This is a genomic window from Seohaeicola saemankumensis, from assembly GCF_021021435.1.
Classification (GTDB): Bacteria; Pseudomonadota; Alphaproteobacteria; order Rhodobacterales; family Rhodobacteraceae; genus Seohaeicola.
In genome coordinates this window covers 155,021-170,206 of the sequence record NZ_JAINWI010000013.1, presented here as the reverse complement: position 1 = coordinate 170,206, position 15,186 = coordinate 155,021, and the positions used below count along the sequence as shown (strand labels likewise).

Below are 15,186 nucleotides of genomic sequence, written 5' to 3'. Positions count from 1 at the left end.
GTTAGAAACTTCACGACGGCGGCACAGGGCTGCCGTTGTCGTGATGCCAGTTATTTGGGGCAAGAGGAAATGCAGGCGTTAAAACGCTTGCATGGAAGGGTGGCGACGGGTGTAGCCTGCGGTTATGCCACGCAAGAATCCGCATCGTCCCTTCACCCCCGATCCCGCGCAGATGGCGCTGGCACCGCAGATATCCGGAAATAAAATCAACGGCTTGGGCGAGGTGGCCGCCCGACCCGCGCGAATGGTCTACTGGGCACCCGATCCGGATACGATCCCGCATGGCGCGATGCAGCGCTGGTTCTACACGGTCGATCCCGATGCTGCCCCGATCAGGGCGGCGCGGGCAGAGCGGCAGGTGATCCTTGCAGCGCCCTTGGCCGGTCTTGCACCGGAACGGGCGGCGCGTCAGCCCGAAGAGTGGACCGCGTCCCTGACGCGGTTCGTCGAGGAGGGCCTTTGCGAGAAAACCGGCGTTGCCGTGATGGACCCGGCATGGACCTATGAGGGGCAGATCATCCCGCAATCGCGGGTGATCGTGCTGGGCGTGCAGCATGATTTCGACGCGATCAGCACCGCGCCCGGTGCCGGTGCAGGTGGCGAGGTGATCCGCCAATATGGCCGCGCGGCAGGTGCCGCCAAGGGCGTGGCAAGCTGGTTGCGCCAGCAGGGATGGGAGGCAGAACCGGTGACCGGCCCGATGACCGGCGCCCTGATGCTGATCCCGCCGGCGCTCGCCTGCGGCTTTGGCGAGTTGGGCAAGCACGGCTCGATCATCGACGCCGCGATGGGATCATCCTTCCGGTTGTCGGCGGTTCTGACCGATGCACCCTTTGCCCCGACTCCACCGCAGAATCTTGGCGTTGACGACTTCTGCAACAGTTGCCGCATCTGCGAGGATGCCTGCCCACCGTTCGCCATCGCGCCTGACAAGCAGACCGTGCGCGGCGTCGAGAAATGGTATGTGGATTTCGACCGCTGCCTGCCGTTTTTCAACCAGACCAATGGTTGCGCGATCTGCATTGCCGTGTGCCCATGGTCACGCCCGGGCGTCGGCCTTAATCTTGCGGCCAAGCTGGCACGCCGAGCGGTGCGGATGCAGGGGACAGAAGCGGACGCAGCAATGCCAGAGGATGCGCCCTGAGCGACAGGCGCATGGCGACGTAATCCTCAACCACCTCCTCGCCCAAACTCATCTGCGGCAGATGGGCGACGGGTTCCATGACCCCCTCGCCGTCTATATCCAGCGCGAAAAGTGGCAGGGGCGCATCGGCGGTCAGGGCTTTGGCCTCCCACAGGGCCTCGCGGCGGGACAGGCCGAGACTTGCGAAAACATCCGCCTCGGCCAGTCGCGCCACCACGGCGGGGGCCAGACCCGCACGGCGCCAGACCTCGGGGACCGACAGATAGCCATTGCCGCGCGCGGCGCAAAGCCATGCGGCATCATCCTCGCGCAGGCCCTTGATCTGCCGGAAACCGAGGCGCAGGGACAGCCCGCCCAGACCGTCAGGTTCCATCACATTGTCCCAGTAGCTGTTGTTGACGCACACAGGGCGCACCTGCACGTCGTGTTCGCGCGCATCGCGGATGATCTGCGCAGGCGCATAGAACCCCATCGGCTGCGCGTTCAGCAGCGCACAGGCAAAGATGCCGGGGTGATGGCATTTGATCCAAGCCGAGGCATAGACCAAGAGCGCGAAACTGGCGGCGTGACTTTCGGGGAAACCGTAGCTGCCAAAGCCTTCGATCTGGCTGAAGCAGCGTTCCGCGAAATCCGTGTCATAGCCGTTGCGCGCCATGCCGCGCAAAAACCGCGTACGGAATTCCGACACGTTGCCATGTTTCTTGAAGGTGGCGAGCGCACGGCGCAGGCGGTCTGCTTCATCCGGCGTGAAGCCCGCGCCGATGATGGCAATCTGCATCGCCTGTTCCTGAAAGAGCGGCACGCCCAGCGTCTTGGCCAGCACAGCGCCCAAAGCGTCCGAGGGGAATTCCATCTTCTCCTGCCCGTTGCGGCGGCGCAGATAGGGATGCACCATATCGCCCTGAATGGGGCCAGGCCGCACGATCGCGACCTCGATCACCAGATCATAGAAGGTGCGCGGTCGCATCCGTGGCAGAAAATTCATCTGCGCGCGGCTTTCCACCTGAAACACACCTACGGAATCAGCGCGGCACAGCATGTCATAGACGCGCGGGTCTTCGGGCGGCAGCGTCGCCAGCCGGTGCTTTACGCCATGATGCTGCGCGATCAGATCGAAGGCCTTGCGGATGCAGGTCAGCATCCCGAGGCTCAGGACATCGACCTTGAGGATACCGAGCGTATCAATGTCATCCTTGTCCCAGCAAATGACAGTGCGCCCTTCCATCGCGGCATTCTCGATGGGCACCAACTCGTCCAGCCGACCCTCGGTGATGATGAAGCCGCCGACATGCTGGCTCAGGTGGCGGGGGAAACCGACGATCTCGTGGATCAGCGCCATGGTGCGGGCCAGACGCGGCTCGGTCGGATCAAGGCCGATCTCGCGCAGGCGGGCATCTTCGGTTCCGGACATCCCGTAAAAACCCCAAAGCTGCGAGCTGAGGGCCGCGACCGTATCCTGCGACAGGCCCATCGCGGCCCCTACCTCGCGGATGGCGCGCTTGCCGCGATAGTGGATGACCGTGGCGCAAAGACCCGCGCGGTGGCGACCGTAGCGTTCGTAGATATGCTGGATCACCTCCTCGCGGCGCTCATGTTCGAAATCCACGTCGATATCGGGTGGCTCGTCACGGGCTTCCGACACGAAACGCTCGAACACCATCGTGCCGATCTCGGGGGAAACCGAGGTGACGCCAAGGCAATAGCAGACCACCGAATTGGCCGCCGATCCGCGCCCCTGACACAGGATGCCGCGCCCGCGCGCGAAATCGACAATGTCATGCACGGTCAAAAAATAGGGTTCGTATTTCAGCTTGGTGATCAGGGTCAGTTCGTGTTCCAGCATTCCCCGCACGCGGTCGGGCGCACCGTCGGGATAGCGCCAGTTCAACCCCGCAAGGGCCAGACGGCGCAGACGGGCGGCGGCGGTCTCGCCCCCTGTCACCTCGGACGGGTATTCATAGCGCAATTCGTCCAGCGAGAAGGTCAGACGCTGTGCAAGCAGGCCCGCCCTGTCTACGGCAGCGGCATGAGGGCCCAGCAGGCGGCGCAGGTCGTCTTCTCCGCGCAGGCGTTGTTCGCCGTTGGCCAGTGCGGCACGGCCCAACCGGTCGACGGTGATACCACTACGGATCGCGGTCAGCACATCGGCCATCTGGCGGCGACGCCCCTCGTGCATCAGGGGACGGGCCGAGGCGAGCGTGGGGATACCCAGACCGGCAGCCATTTGCGAAAGGCGATCAAACCGGGGGCGATCCTGACCGTCATAGCAGGGGAAGATCAACAGGTGCATCCGCGCACCCAAGCGGCGCGTCAACCCGCGCGCCAGCGGCAGCCATGCATCCGCGCCGCTGTCAGGGGTTGGCGGGTGCAGCAGGAATTGCAGCCCCTCGGTATGCCCGTCCAGATCGGCCAGATACAAGTCGCACCCCCCTTTCGGCGCGCGGCGACGCCCCAGAGTCAGCAGACGGCACAGATGTGCCCAGCCGCTCCGATTCTCGGGAAGCGCGGTCAGCACCAGCCCGTCCGCCAGATGCAAGGTAGTGGCAGGGATGAAGCGCGGGCAGATGAAGCGCGGCCCCTGATCGTCGGGGCTGCGCGCGGGATCGGGCGGGCCGATCAGCCCGTGTTCGGCATCATGCGCCTGCCGCGCGGCGACCCTGCGCGCGATATCCCGCGCTGCCGCATGGGCGCGCACGATCCCCGCGACCGAATTGACATCCGCGATGGCCAGCACGGTGATGCCAAGACTGGCGGCACGCTGGACATATTCCTCGGGGTGCGACGCCCCTGTGAGGAAGGTGAAATTGGAGGTGATGCAAAGTTCCGCAAACATGATTCCAGAGTATATTCACGTTTTGTTCTTTTTCGAGTCCTATCAACGGGATTGCCTGCGGCAGATCATGCGCTTTGGATATTTCAGGCAAGAAGAAAGGGGCCAGGTCGGCGGAACGCGTCAGCCTGTCGGACGCAGGCGCATCAGCAGGTAAATGTTGAACTTGGCAAAGCTGTCGCGGTTGCGGGCTTGCTGGTTCAGGCGCTGGTCCAGCCGCGCGCGTTTGCGTTCACCGATCAGCGTGCGTATCGCACGCTGCAAGACCCAACGCAGGCGCGGCTTGTGCAGGGACAGCTCCTGATCCACGCGGGTCAGGCCGTATCCGAAAACATTAAACAAACCCTGCTCGATCTCGACCGAAGGGGCGGCGGACATGGTCACGTCTTCTTCGCTGACGACGTCCAGCGGCAGATTTGCAAGCGCTGTGCGAAAGGCGGCGATGCGGTGGCCACCGCCAACGGGGGCCAGCATCCGGTCGCCCGTATAGGCGGGGCTGCGGAAGCAGTCAGCCACGATAATCTCGCCCCCCGGCGCCAGAAGGGTCAGGCATTTCGGCAGCCCCTGATCCAGCGGGATATACTGGAAGCTTTCCGAGAAAAGGCAGATGTCGAAACTGGCCGGCGCAGCCTCGAACGCTTCGAACATGCATTCATGGACGCGGGCCGTCGGCGCATTGACGCGGCAACGCCCTGCAAGGAAAGGGCTTGGCACAACTATATCGACCGAATGGCCAAGCGCGATCAGCTTTTTCGCGGTCTCGCCCGCACCGCCGCCGATATCGAGGATCCGGCAAGGCCGGTCAGGCAACAGAGCGAAAAGCTTGTCCGTATAGGCTTCCTGCGCGGCACGCAGGTTTGCGGCGCTGACATCCAGCCCCTCCCACAAGCCGTAATGCAGGTTTTCGGCGCCGGTCAGCCATTTGGTGAATGACAGCCCGACATCAAGGCCAATGGCCTGTGTGTTGATTTTCGTCTTACCCATGCGTCGCAGTTACCCGAAAGGATGCGATCTGGGAAGCAACTTTCGACAGGCATCAAAGGCTTATGGCGCAGCTCAGTCGCGGACTAGATCAGCGGGCCGAGTTCCGCCAGAACACTGGCATAGACCTCCCGCTTGAACGGGACAATGCGATCGACAAGATCATCCGGATCAAGCCAGCGCCATTCCGCGAATTCAGGGTGGCTGGTCAGGATATTGATCTGGTCGTCACTGCCGTGAAAACGCATCAGAAACCATTTCTGCCTTTGCCCGCGGAACCGGCCCTGCCAGATGCGCGGCACGATCTCATGGGGCAGATCATAGGGAATCCAGTCACGTGTTTCAGCCACCAATTCGACCAGTTCGGGTAGTACGCCGGTCTCTTCCCACAGCTCCCGCAGGGCGGCCTCACGAGGCTCTTCGCCCTCGTCGATACCACCTTGCGGCATCTGCCATGCGGGCGTGTCATTATCCAGACGCTGGCCCACGAAGACCTGTCCACGGTCATTTGCCATCATCACGCCCACGCAGGGCCGGTAGGGCAGGCGCTCGATCTGGTCTGAGGTCAGGGTCATGCGATGTATTCCGGTCTCCGGTGGATTGCCCCGCACCGAAACGATGCGAGGCAAGGCAGGCTCAACGTGTGGGTGCCAAGGCAGAAAGACCTTTGAGGATATCCAGCGCATAGGCCAACTGGTAATCGTCCTCGCGCAGTTTGGCGGCCAGTTCGGCCTTGGCGCGATCTTCCTCGATCTGGCGGATCTGGTCCTCGCTCAAACTGTCATTGTTCAGCGAGCCGCGCAGATCGGCCTCGGAACGGCCGGGACGGGTCGTTTCATCCTCTTCCTCGGTTGCGGGCTGGCGGCGCGGCTGTTCCACAACGATATCGGGGGAAACGCCCAGCGCCTGGATCGAACGGCCTGACGGGGTGTAATACCGTGCTGTGGTCAGGCGCATCGCGCCATCACCGCGCAGCGGCATCACAGTCTGCACCGAGCCTTTACCAAAGCTTTTCGTGCCGACTACGATAGCGCGGCGATGGTCCTGCAAGGCGCCAGCCACGATCTCGGAGGCCGAGGCGGAGCCGCCATTGATCAGCACGACAATCGGTTTTCCATTCGCCAGATCGCCCGGAGTGGCGTTGTAGCGCTCGCCGTCCTCTGCTGCGCGGCCACGGGTCGAGACAATCTCGCCGCTGTCCAGAAATGCGTCCGAGACACGGATCGCCTGCGTCAGCAAGCCGCCCGGATTGTTACGCAGATCAAGTACGATACCGCTTACGGCTTCCTCGCCACCCGCCTCTTCAACCGCTTCCGCCAGTCCGCTTTCCAGATTGGCAAAGGTCTGGTCGTTGAATGTCGTAACGCGCAGCACGACAGCCTGCCCTTCGGTGCGGGTCCGTACCGCCGTCAGCTTGATCGTGTCCCGAATGATCGACACGTCGAAAGGTTCAAGCGTGCCTTCCCTTAGGACCGTAATCACGATCTCGCTGCCGACTGGACCGCGCATCATGTCCACGGCCTGATCAAGGTTCAGACCCATCAGGCTTTGACCATCGACATGGGTGATGAAGTCGCCTGCCTCGATCCCGGCGGAGTCAGCGGGGGTGCCGTCGATAGGCGAGACCACCTTGACGAAACCCTCTTCCTGCGTGACCTCGATCCCGAGACCGCCGAATTCGCCACGCGTCTGCACCCGCATGTCCGCAGCATCTTCCGGCGACATATAGCTGGAATGCGGATCAAGGGAGGTCAGCATCCCGTTGATGGCGGCCTCGATCAACTCGCTTGTGTCCACTTCCTCGACATATTGGGCGCGGATACGTTCGAAGATGTCGCCGAACAGGTCCAACTGCTCGTATACGCTGCTGTTCTTCGATGTCTCCTGCGCCAGGAGGGGTGCCGCCAACTGCGTTGTCGCCAATACCCCGACCATTGTGCCGCCAATGGCAGCCATCACGAACTTGTTCATACCTAGTCTTCCTCTTGCGTTGCAAACCATGCTTCCGGGTCGACCGGCGCATCATCCTGCCTGACTTCGATATAGAGCGTTTCCGGCCGCCCTGTGCCAGTCCCATTGCCAGAATTCGCGATAATCTCGCCAATCTCCGCTTCCTGCCCGCCCATCAGCCCGATCGGGCTTGCGGCGGGAATGACTTGTCCGATTTCACCATAGACCACATCCAGTCCGGCAAGCACGAAAAGAGTGCCCGCTTGAGGCTCCAGTATCATCACGTTTCCGTAGTCCAGAAGCGGGCCGCGATAGCGGATCGTGGCCGCTGTGGGCGACGTGACCAAGGCTCGCGGACGTGTCGCCAGCAACACCCCCGGACGCGCAACACCAGCCGCATCGGCCTCGCCATAGCGTCGCAGCATCTGGCCCTGTACTGGCAGGGGAAGCGTCCCGCGCAAGCCCGATATGTCAGGCAGGTCGCTGCGATCCTCGTCGGTTGTGATCTCTGACAGATCGCTTGCAAAGCTTTCCAGTGTCTCGGACGAGGAAATCAGTATGGCGGTTCGCACCGGATCTTCGGTAAAGCGGCGCGGCAGATCGGTGCGTTCCGCCACAGCCTGCGACAGCGCCGTGCGCGCCTCTTGCACACCGTTCAGGCCGTTTTGCAACGTTTCAACGGCGTTCTGCTGCAACAGGCGCAAGGTCGTGATTTCGGCCAGCCTTGAGCGCAGATCATGCGCGCGGGCATTGAGGGCAGGTGTCACATCCGCCAGAATCATGCCGGAACGGGCTGTTCCCAAGGGCCCCGCCGGATGCAACAACATCACAGGCGAGGGCCGTGTTCCCATACTTTGCAAGACTCCCAGAAGCTGTGCCACTTCACCTTCGCGGGCCTGCAACTCGCGGGTCAGCCGCGCTTCGCGCAGGCTGGCGCGGCGCAATCCGTCGCGCATCGCCTCTAGTCCGTCCTCGAAAGCCGACACCGTTTCTGTCAGGGCGCGCACACGGTCGCGTGCGGATTGCGCCGCATCCAGTTGCCGCGTAGCCTGCCCCAGACGTTCCGATGCCGCACGCGCCGCCATGGCTGCCTCGCTCTGCTCCTGCGCTGACGCATGCGTCAGCATCAGAACCATCATCAAAAAGACAAGGCCAGCGGTGCGGATCATACGATCAGATTCTCTCCGGTCATCTCGGGCGGTTTTGGCAAACCCATCAGCGCCAGCAATGTGGGCGCCAGATCGGCCAACCGGCCTGATCTGAGTGTAACGCCCTTGGGTCCGCCGACAAGGGCCACCGGCACGGGGTTCAGCGTATGCGCAGTATGCGGCCCGCCGGTTTCGGGATCGACCATCACCTCGCAATTGCCGTGATCTGCTGTCACGATCATGGCACCACCCTGTGCCTCGAGTGCAGTGACAACACGGGCAAGGCCGCGATCCACAGCCTCGCAAGCTGCAATCGCGGCTTTCAGATCGCCGGTATGCCCGACCATGTCGGGATTGGCATAATTGACCACGATCAGGTCATACCTGTCATGGATGGCCTGCACGAAATGGTCTGTCACCTCGTCGCAAGACATTTCCGGCTGCAAATCGTAGGTCGCCACCTTGGGTGAGGGAGCCATATAGCGATCCTCGCCCTGTTCGGGCTGCTCCTCGCCACCGTTCAGGAAAAAGGTCACATGCGGGTATTTTTCGGTTTCGGCCAGACGAAGCTGTCGCCTGTCATGCTTGGCCACCCATTCACCCAAAGTGTTGGTGATCTCGCGCGCAGGGAATACCGTGGACAGGAAAGCGTTGTGTGCCTCGGAATATTCCACCATTCCCAAAAGCGCCGCCCAGCGGGGTCTAGCGCCTGTGTCAAACGCATCAAAGGCAGGATCAGCCACCGCACTCAGGATTTCGCGCGCGCGGTCTGCCCTGAAGTTCAGGCAAAAGAACCCGTCGCCATCCTGGGCGCCGCTGTAATCGCCGATCACGGTTGCCGTAATGAATTCATCGCTTTCGGAACGGTTGTATCCGGCTGTAACCGCCGCATGTGCATTGGTCGCCCGCATTCCCTTGCCAAGGATCATCGCCCCATAGGCTTCGGCCACGCGTTCCCAGCGATTATCGCGGTCCATCGTGAAATACCGCCCCGTCAGCGTGGCGATACGCACCCCTTGAGGAAGCGCCTCCTGCAACTGTTCCAGATAGCCATAAGCCGATCGAGGGGCCACATCGCGCCCGTCAGTCATCAGATGCAGCGCAACAGGAACGCCCGCCTCGGCGATCGTGCGGGCTGCGGCCAACATATGGCTGACATGCCCGTGCACGCCACCATCCGACAAAAGACCCAGCAAATGCGCCGTACCACCCGAAACCTTGAGGGCCGCGATGAAGGCCAGCAGACTTTCATTGGCAAAGAACGATCCATCTTCGATCGCAAGGTCGATCTGCCCCAGATCCATTGCGACGACACGGCCCGCGCCGATATTGGTATGCCCCACCTCGGAATTGCCCATCTGACCGGTCGGCAAGCCCACATCGGGGCCATGCGTGATCAAAAGGTTATGCGGGCAAGTCGCGATGATCCTGTCGAATGTCGGCGTATGCGCCAGCGCGGGCGCATTGGCGGCGCGATCTTCTCTGTGGCCCCAACCGTCCAGAATGCACAGAACAACCGGTTTCGGGATCGTCATCTTCCAAGTCTCCTGCGTGATACGGTGCCTCTTAGCCTGTTGTGACGCAGGGGTGAACCGCTTTCAGACAGAAGAGAGCCGCGAAACCGCGCAAACAACTTTTGGTTGGGCGTCCTCAGTTCGATGTAGCCCCCAGACCTTCCGGCTGCCCCACCACAACGAAAGTCAGCGCTTCGGGATCAAGTCGCGTTGCCGCGACGCGGTTGATATCCTCAAGCTTAACCGCATTGACCTTGTCATTGCGGGTCGCGGCATAGTCGATGGGAAACCCGTTCATCTGCATGCCGACGATGATATTGGCAATCGTGCCATTGCCGTCGAACCGCAAGGGATAGGCCCCCGTCAGATAGGTCTTGGCCGCGTCCAACTCCTGCTGCGTCACACCTTCGCCACGCATCTTCGCCCATTCGGCGCGGATCACCTCGAGGGCCTCGGCTACCCTGTCATTTGCAGATGCGACCGAACCGCCCCAGATCTGCGCGTGGTCGCGGTCAGCCAGATAGGTATAGATACCATAGGTCAAACCGCGCTTTTCGCGCACCTCGGTCATCAAACGGCTTTCAAATCCGCCTCCACCCAGAATGTGATCCAGCACGAAGGCGGCAAAAAAGTCCGGGTCCTGCTGCGCGACACCGGCTTGGGCAAATTGCACGACAGATTGCGGCGTGGGGAATTCCACAACATCGACACCACCGGGAAAGTTCAATTCGGCAGCAACCGGCATCGCTGCACCGGTTTCAGGAAGTTCGCCCAGTAAACTGTCCAGAAGCGCTGCAAGGTCTTCAGCTGTGATATCACCGACAGCCGAGACATAGATCCGGTCACGCGCCATGCTATCTTTATGAGCGGCCACCAGGTCCTCGCGCGTCAGGGCGCTGACAGTCTCGATTGTGCCATCCAGCGAAGAGCCATAGGGATGCGCGCCATAAACCGTGGCGTCAAACCGTTGCGTCGCCAGAGAACGCGGGTCCTTCTCGTCCGAGCGCAGGCCAGAGATAACCTGCGCCCGCACACGTTCGATCGCATCCTGATCAAAACGCGGTGCTACCAGCGATGCACGCAGCAATTCGACTGCCGCGTCCCGGTTTTCCGTCAGGAACTGCGCTGAAACCGATACCGCATCATCCGAAACGGAATACCGGAACGACGCGGCCAACCCGTCGCGGGTGCGGGCAAAAGCGCGCGCATCCAGATCGCCCGCGCCTTCTTCCAGCAAGGCGGCCATCAGATTCGTCGCGCCACGCTTTTCCGCAGGCTCGACCGAAGCGCCGCCGCGGAACCGTATCTCCAGCGCAGTAAAGGGGATCGTGTGATCCTCGACCAGCCATGCTGTGATCCCGCCGGGGCTGACGACCTCCTTGATTGCAACATCGGCCCGCAGCGGCAGCGCCGCAAAAGCCAGCAAGAACGGCAATATCAAACGCAACATCACTGTGTCACCTCCTCGGCCATCAACCAGCCCGTCACGGCTTGTCGGCGGTCCAACACCATACGCGCCGCCGCAAGAACATCATCCGCTGTCACGGCCTGCAACAGATCGGGCCATTCCTGAACATCCGTAACCGTCAGTCCCTGCGTCATCGCCCTGCCATAGCGATTGGCAAGAGATTCAACGCTGTCGCGGGCATAGATTTGCGACGCCTTCAACTGCATCTTGATCCGGTCCAGATCTTCGGCATGGACACCTGTTTCCAAGAAATCGGCCAGCACTTTGTCTATCGCCGCTTCGGCCTCTTCAAGGCTGACACCCTCGGACGGAACCACCACAAGATCGAATGTCGTGCTATCCAGCGACATGCCACCGTAAAAAGCCCCTGTGAAAGTGGCGATCTGGCTGTCGAACTGCAGCGCCTCGGACATCACGGATGTTGTGCCCGAACCAAGCACCTCGGCTAGGATGGTCAAAGCAGCCGCGTCTTCCTGCGCCCCGCTATCGCGTTCGGGCGCAAGATAGGACCGGCTGACATAGGGCTGGGCCACCCGCGCATCACGATAGATCATACGGCGCTCGGCTGTCTGGGGCGGCTCGGACGGGCGCACCCGTTCGGGCAGGTCTGGATTGGCGGGGATCACACCATAATGTTCCTCGGCCAGCGCGCGCACCTCGTCGGGCGTGACATCGCCCGCCACAACAAGGATGGCATTATTGGGGGCATAGAATCGGTCGTAAAACGCCAGCGCATCATCGCGGTCCAACGACACCATTTCGTGCCGCCAGCCGATAATCGGCACACCGTAGCGGTGGTTCAGATATTGCACCGCGTCCTTTTGTTCACGAAACAACGCAGCGGGGCTGTTCTCGACCCTCTGGTTGCGCTCTTCGATAATCACCTCGCGCTCGGTGGCGATCTCGGAATCGTCCAGTTGCAGATTGACCATGCGGTCAGCTTCCATCCGCATCATCAGACCCAGACGGTCGGCTGCAACACGCTGGAAATAGGCAGTATAATCATAGCTGGTAAAAGCGTTGTCGCGCCCACCATTGCTGGCCACCGTGCGCGAGAATTCACCGGACTCCATGTTCTCGGTGCGCTTGAACATCAGATGTTCCAGAAAATGCGCGATACCTGATGCGCCCGCAGGCTCATCCGCCGAGCCAGCACGATACCAGACCATATGCACCGCGACAGGGGCGCGGTGATCCTCGATCACCACCACATCCATACCGTTTTCCAGCGTGAAATGCGTGACCTGATCATCGGCCAGCACTGCGCTTGGCTGCAAAAGCACAAATGCCAGAGAGAGTCCCAAAACAAGGGCTGTCAGACGAAACACGGCGGTCCTCCTGTTGACATGACGCCTCAAGGGTAAGCGATCCCCGCCGCGCTTCAAGTCGGGTTGACGCAAGTGTGACGCGCCAGCCCTGTCAGAACGGGGGAGCCGAAGGCGTCGCCACACCCAAACGGCGGAAGCGACGCAGTTCGGCAGCGGGATCTGTCATCTCCCCGGAATAGACCTCGTGATAGCGGTCGACATCACGGAACAGCCGGAATTGCGTCAGGCGCGAGCGACGGCGGCGGAATTCTTCATCCTCCGCGGCAAGTGTCATACGGATATCGCCATTCACCCCGTTACGCGCGACGTGCTGCACCAGCGCTGAGTCCGCGCCGGACGGCCCCTGTGCGACAAGCGTACCGGGCCGCCCGCCCAAAGCCGCGACACCGTCAGCCAACGGATTCTGATCGGTTAGATTCGCACCGCCAGGCGTAGGTTCAGGTAAACTGGCCAGTTGCTCGGGCATCTCGAGTGGCTTGCCCGGAAGCACAGAAAACTCGTCCGGCCCCGCCTCTGGCGTGCCGAGATTCCGCAGGTTCAAATCGCCCTGCCGTTCCGTGCAGGCCGAAAGAGCCAATATGGCGACCAAGATTATCCCATGCGGCAGACGCATTGCCACCCTCCTGACATTTTCGCTTCCAGCATTAGACCATCGACAGCCAATCGTCACGGGGCCTTTTTCTCGGAAGTAAAAAGAATAAGGCCCAACGCCCCTGCAAAAATCGAGATATCCGCGATGTTGAACGCATAGGGGTTCTCGATCCCGCAGCAGGACATGTTCAGAAAATCCGCTACAGCCCCGTAGATCACACGATCCACGACATTGCCAAGCGCCCCGCCAACAAGCAATCCCGCCGCAACAAGCCCCCAGCGTCCCGGCGGGTCTTTGCGTATCCACCACAAAACACCGGCTGAAATCACCAGCGCGACGGCGATCAGCACCCAGCGCACAGAATCCGAGGCCTGTGCGAAAAGGCCGAAATTGATTCCGTAATTCCATGCCATCCGCAGGTTCAGATAGGGCGGAAACACATCTATCGCCCCCACAAAGGCAAGGTCCAGAATGTGGACCACAAGGTATTTCACAACCTGATCGGCAACAAAGATCACCGCAGCCACCCAGAATACCAGCCTCATCCACCCTCCTTGCCTGCCGTGACCCCGACAGGTCTGCCGACTTTTCTTCTTGTCTCAAACATCCCTGCGCCGCGCAGATTTGCGCCTTAATGGCGGAAGTGGCGCATCCCCGTGAACACCATCGCCAGACCGGCCTCATCCGCTGCGGCAATCACCTCGTCATCGCGCATCGACCCGCCCGGCTGGATCACAGCCGTTGCCCCGGCTTCAGCGGCTGTCAGCAAACCGTCGGCAAAGGGAAAGAACGCATCCGACGCCACGACCGAGCCCTGTGTCAGCGGTGCAGACAGGCCCAAAGCCCCTGCCATATCCTGCGCCTTGCGCGCCGCGATCCGGCAACTGTCGACACGGCTCATCTGTCCGGCACCGACACCCACGGTCGCGCCATCCTTCACATAGACGATAGCATTCGATTTGACATGCTTGGCCACTTTCCACGCAAACAGCAGATCCGCCAGTTCCGCATCACTTGGCACGCGTTTTGTCACCACTTTTAGATCGGCGGGCAGGACTTGCCCGTTATCCTTGTCCTGCACCAGAAACCCGCCCGAGACCTGACGCCATGTCAGCGCGGCCTCGGCTGCATTGGCAAGTCCCGGCGTGATCAGCAGACGCAGGTTCTTCTTGGCCGCGAACAGGTCCCGCGCACCCTGATCGGCCCCCGGCGCGATCACCACCTCAGTGAAGATCTGCGAGATCTCCTCAGCTGTTGCCAGATCCAGCGGCGCGTTCAGTGCGACGATCCCGCCGAAAGCACTGGTGCGGTCACAATCAAAGGCGCGCCCGTAAGCCTCGCGCAATGTCGTCCCGCGCGCCACACCACAAGGATTGGCGTGTTTGATGATCGCACATGCCGGCCCATCAGCGGGCAAAAACTCGCTGACCAGTTCGAATGCCGCGTCTGTGTCGTTGATGTTGTTATAGGACAATTCCTTGCCCTGCAGTTGCTTTGCCGTCGCAACACCTGCCCGCGCACTGCCATCAACATAGAAGGCCGCCCCCTGATGCGGGTTTTCGCCATAGCGCAAGCCTTGCGCCAGCTTGCCTGCCACAACGCGGCGGCGCGGTGATGCCTCGCCGATCGCGGCGGCCATCCAAGTCGACACAGCCGCATCATAAGCACCGGTTCTTGCATAGGCGGTCTGTGCCAGCTTCTGGCGGAAAGCCAGCGAGGTCGCCCCGTCATTTGCGGCCAGTTCCTCCATCAGCGGCTGATAATCTTCGACATCCACCACGACGTTCACGAATGCATGGTTCTTCGCAGCCGCGCGGATCATCGCAGGGCCGCCGATGTCGATATTCTCGATGCAGGTCTCGTAATCCGCGCCTTTGGCTACAGTTTCCTCGAACGGATAAAGATTGACCACAAGCAGGTCGATTTCCTTGATCCCGTGCATCACCATCGCACCCTGATGGGCCTCGTTGTCGCGCAATGCCAGCAAACCGCCATGGACCGCCGGATGCAGCGTCTTGACGCGCCCGTCCATCATTTCCGGAAACCCCGTGACATCTGCCACATCCTTGACCACCAGCCCCGCTTCACGCAGCGCTTTTGCCGATCCGCCGGTAGACAGCAACTCGATCCCGCGCGCGGCAAGGGCGCGCCCCAGATCCAGCAGGCCGGTTTTGTCGGATACGGAAATCAGTGCGCGGCGCACCGGATGCAGGTTGGTCGTCATAGGTCTT

The 15,186-nt window shown here is 61.5% G+C and carries 12 protein-coding genes; 1 reads left to right on the top strand and 11 read right to left on the bottom strand.

The window, feature by feature from the left end; genetic code table 11:
* The first annotated feature begins 124 nt into the window (after window positions 1-124).
* A complete protein-coding gene (locus tag K7H22_RS12050; RefSeq protein WP_230801094.1) occupies window positions 125-1,144 on the top strand; it encodes a 4Fe-4S dicluster domain-containing protein in 1,020 nt (339 codons plus the stop codon).
* Here the strand turns inward: K7H22_RS12050 and K7H22_RS12045 are convergent.
* The 11 genes from K7H22_RS12045 to purH all read right to left on the bottom strand — a co-directional run bounded on the left by K7H22_RS12045 (window position 1,059) and on the right by purH (window position 15,179).
* On the bottom strand, window positions 1,059-3,977 hold the full coding sequence (locus K7H22_RS12045; RefSeq protein ID WP_230801093.1) for an error-prone DNA polymerase: 2,919 nt from the start codon (window positions 3,975-3,977) through the stop codon (window positions 1,059-1,061). The genes K7H22_RS12050 and K7H22_RS12045 overlap by 86 nt on opposite strands.
* Window positions 3,978-4,097: 120 nt before the next feature.
* The gene (locus tag K7H22_RS12040) at window positions 4,098-4,958 is read right to left on the bottom strand and encodes a class I SAM-dependent methyltransferase (RefSeq protein ID WP_230801092.1); all 861 of its coding nucleotides are present in this window, start codon (window positions 4,956-4,958) and stop codon (window positions 4,098-4,100) included.
* Between the two features lie 83 nt (window positions 4,959-5,041).
* Window positions 5,042-5,530: an RNA pyrophosphohydrolase gene (locus tag K7H22_RS12035; protein ID WP_419248181.1), complete on the bottom strand. Its 489-nt coding sequence runs from the start codon at window positions 5,528-5,530 to the stop codon at window positions 5,042-5,044.
* A gap of 61 nt (window positions 5,531-5,591) precedes the next feature.
* Window positions 5,592-6,926, bottom strand: a complete 1,335-nt coding sequence (locus tag K7H22_RS12030) for a S41 family peptidase (RefSeq protein ID WP_230801091.1) — start codon at window positions 6,924-6,926, stop codon at window positions 5,592-5,594.
* Between the two features lie 2 nt (window positions 6,927-6,928).
* On the bottom strand, window positions 6,929-8,074 hold the full coding sequence (locus K7H22_RS12025; protein ID WP_230801084.1) for a murein hydrolase activator EnvC family protein: 1,146 nt from the start codon (window positions 8,072-8,074) through the stop codon (window positions 6,929-6,931).
* Window positions 8,071-9,588, bottom strand: coding sequence for a 2,3-bisphosphoglycerate-independent phosphoglycerate mutase (gene gpmI / locus K7H22_RS12020; protein ID WP_230801083.1), 1,518 nt, complete (start codon window positions 9,586-9,588; stop codon window positions 8,071-8,073). The genes K7H22_RS12025 and gpmI overlap by 4 nt, the downstream gene beginning before the upstream one ends.
* Window positions 9,589-9,703: 115 nt before the next feature.
* On the bottom strand, window positions 9,704-11,017 hold the full coding sequence (locus K7H22_RS12015; protein ID WP_230801081.1) for a M16 family metallopeptidase: 1,314 nt from the start codon (window positions 11,015-11,017) through the stop codon (window positions 9,704-9,706).
* Window positions 11,017-12,363, bottom strand: a complete 1,347-nt coding sequence (locus tag K7H22_RS12010; RefSeq protein ID WP_419248180.1) for a M16 family metallopeptidase — start codon at window positions 12,361-12,363, stop codon at window positions 11,017-11,019. Before K7H22_RS12010 ends, K7H22_RS12015 begins: the two co-directional genes overlap by 1 nt.
* A gap of 91 nt (window positions 12,364-12,454) precedes the next feature.
* Window positions 12,455-12,976 (bottom strand): DUF3035 domain-containing protein, encoded by a 522-nt coding sequence (locus K7H22_RS12005; RefSeq protein WP_230801080.1) that lies wholly within the window; start codon window positions 12,974-12,976, stop codon window positions 12,455-12,457.
* Between the two features lie 53 nt (window positions 12,977-13,029).
* Entirely contained in the window at window positions 13,030-13,500 is a 471-nt protein-coding gene (lspA, locus tag K7H22_RS12000) for a signal peptidase II (RefSeq protein ID WP_230801078.1), read from the bottom strand.
* An 86-nt stretch (window positions 13,501-13,586) separates the two neighbouring features.
* Window positions 13,587-15,179, bottom strand: a complete 1,593-nt coding sequence (purH, locus tag K7H22_RS11995) for a bifunctional phosphoribosylaminoimidazolecarboxamide formyltransferase/IMP cyclohydrolase (RefSeq protein ID WP_230801076.1) — start codon at window positions 15,177-15,179, stop codon at window positions 13,587-13,589.
* Between the last annotated feature and the right edge of the window lie 7 nt (window positions 15,180-15,186).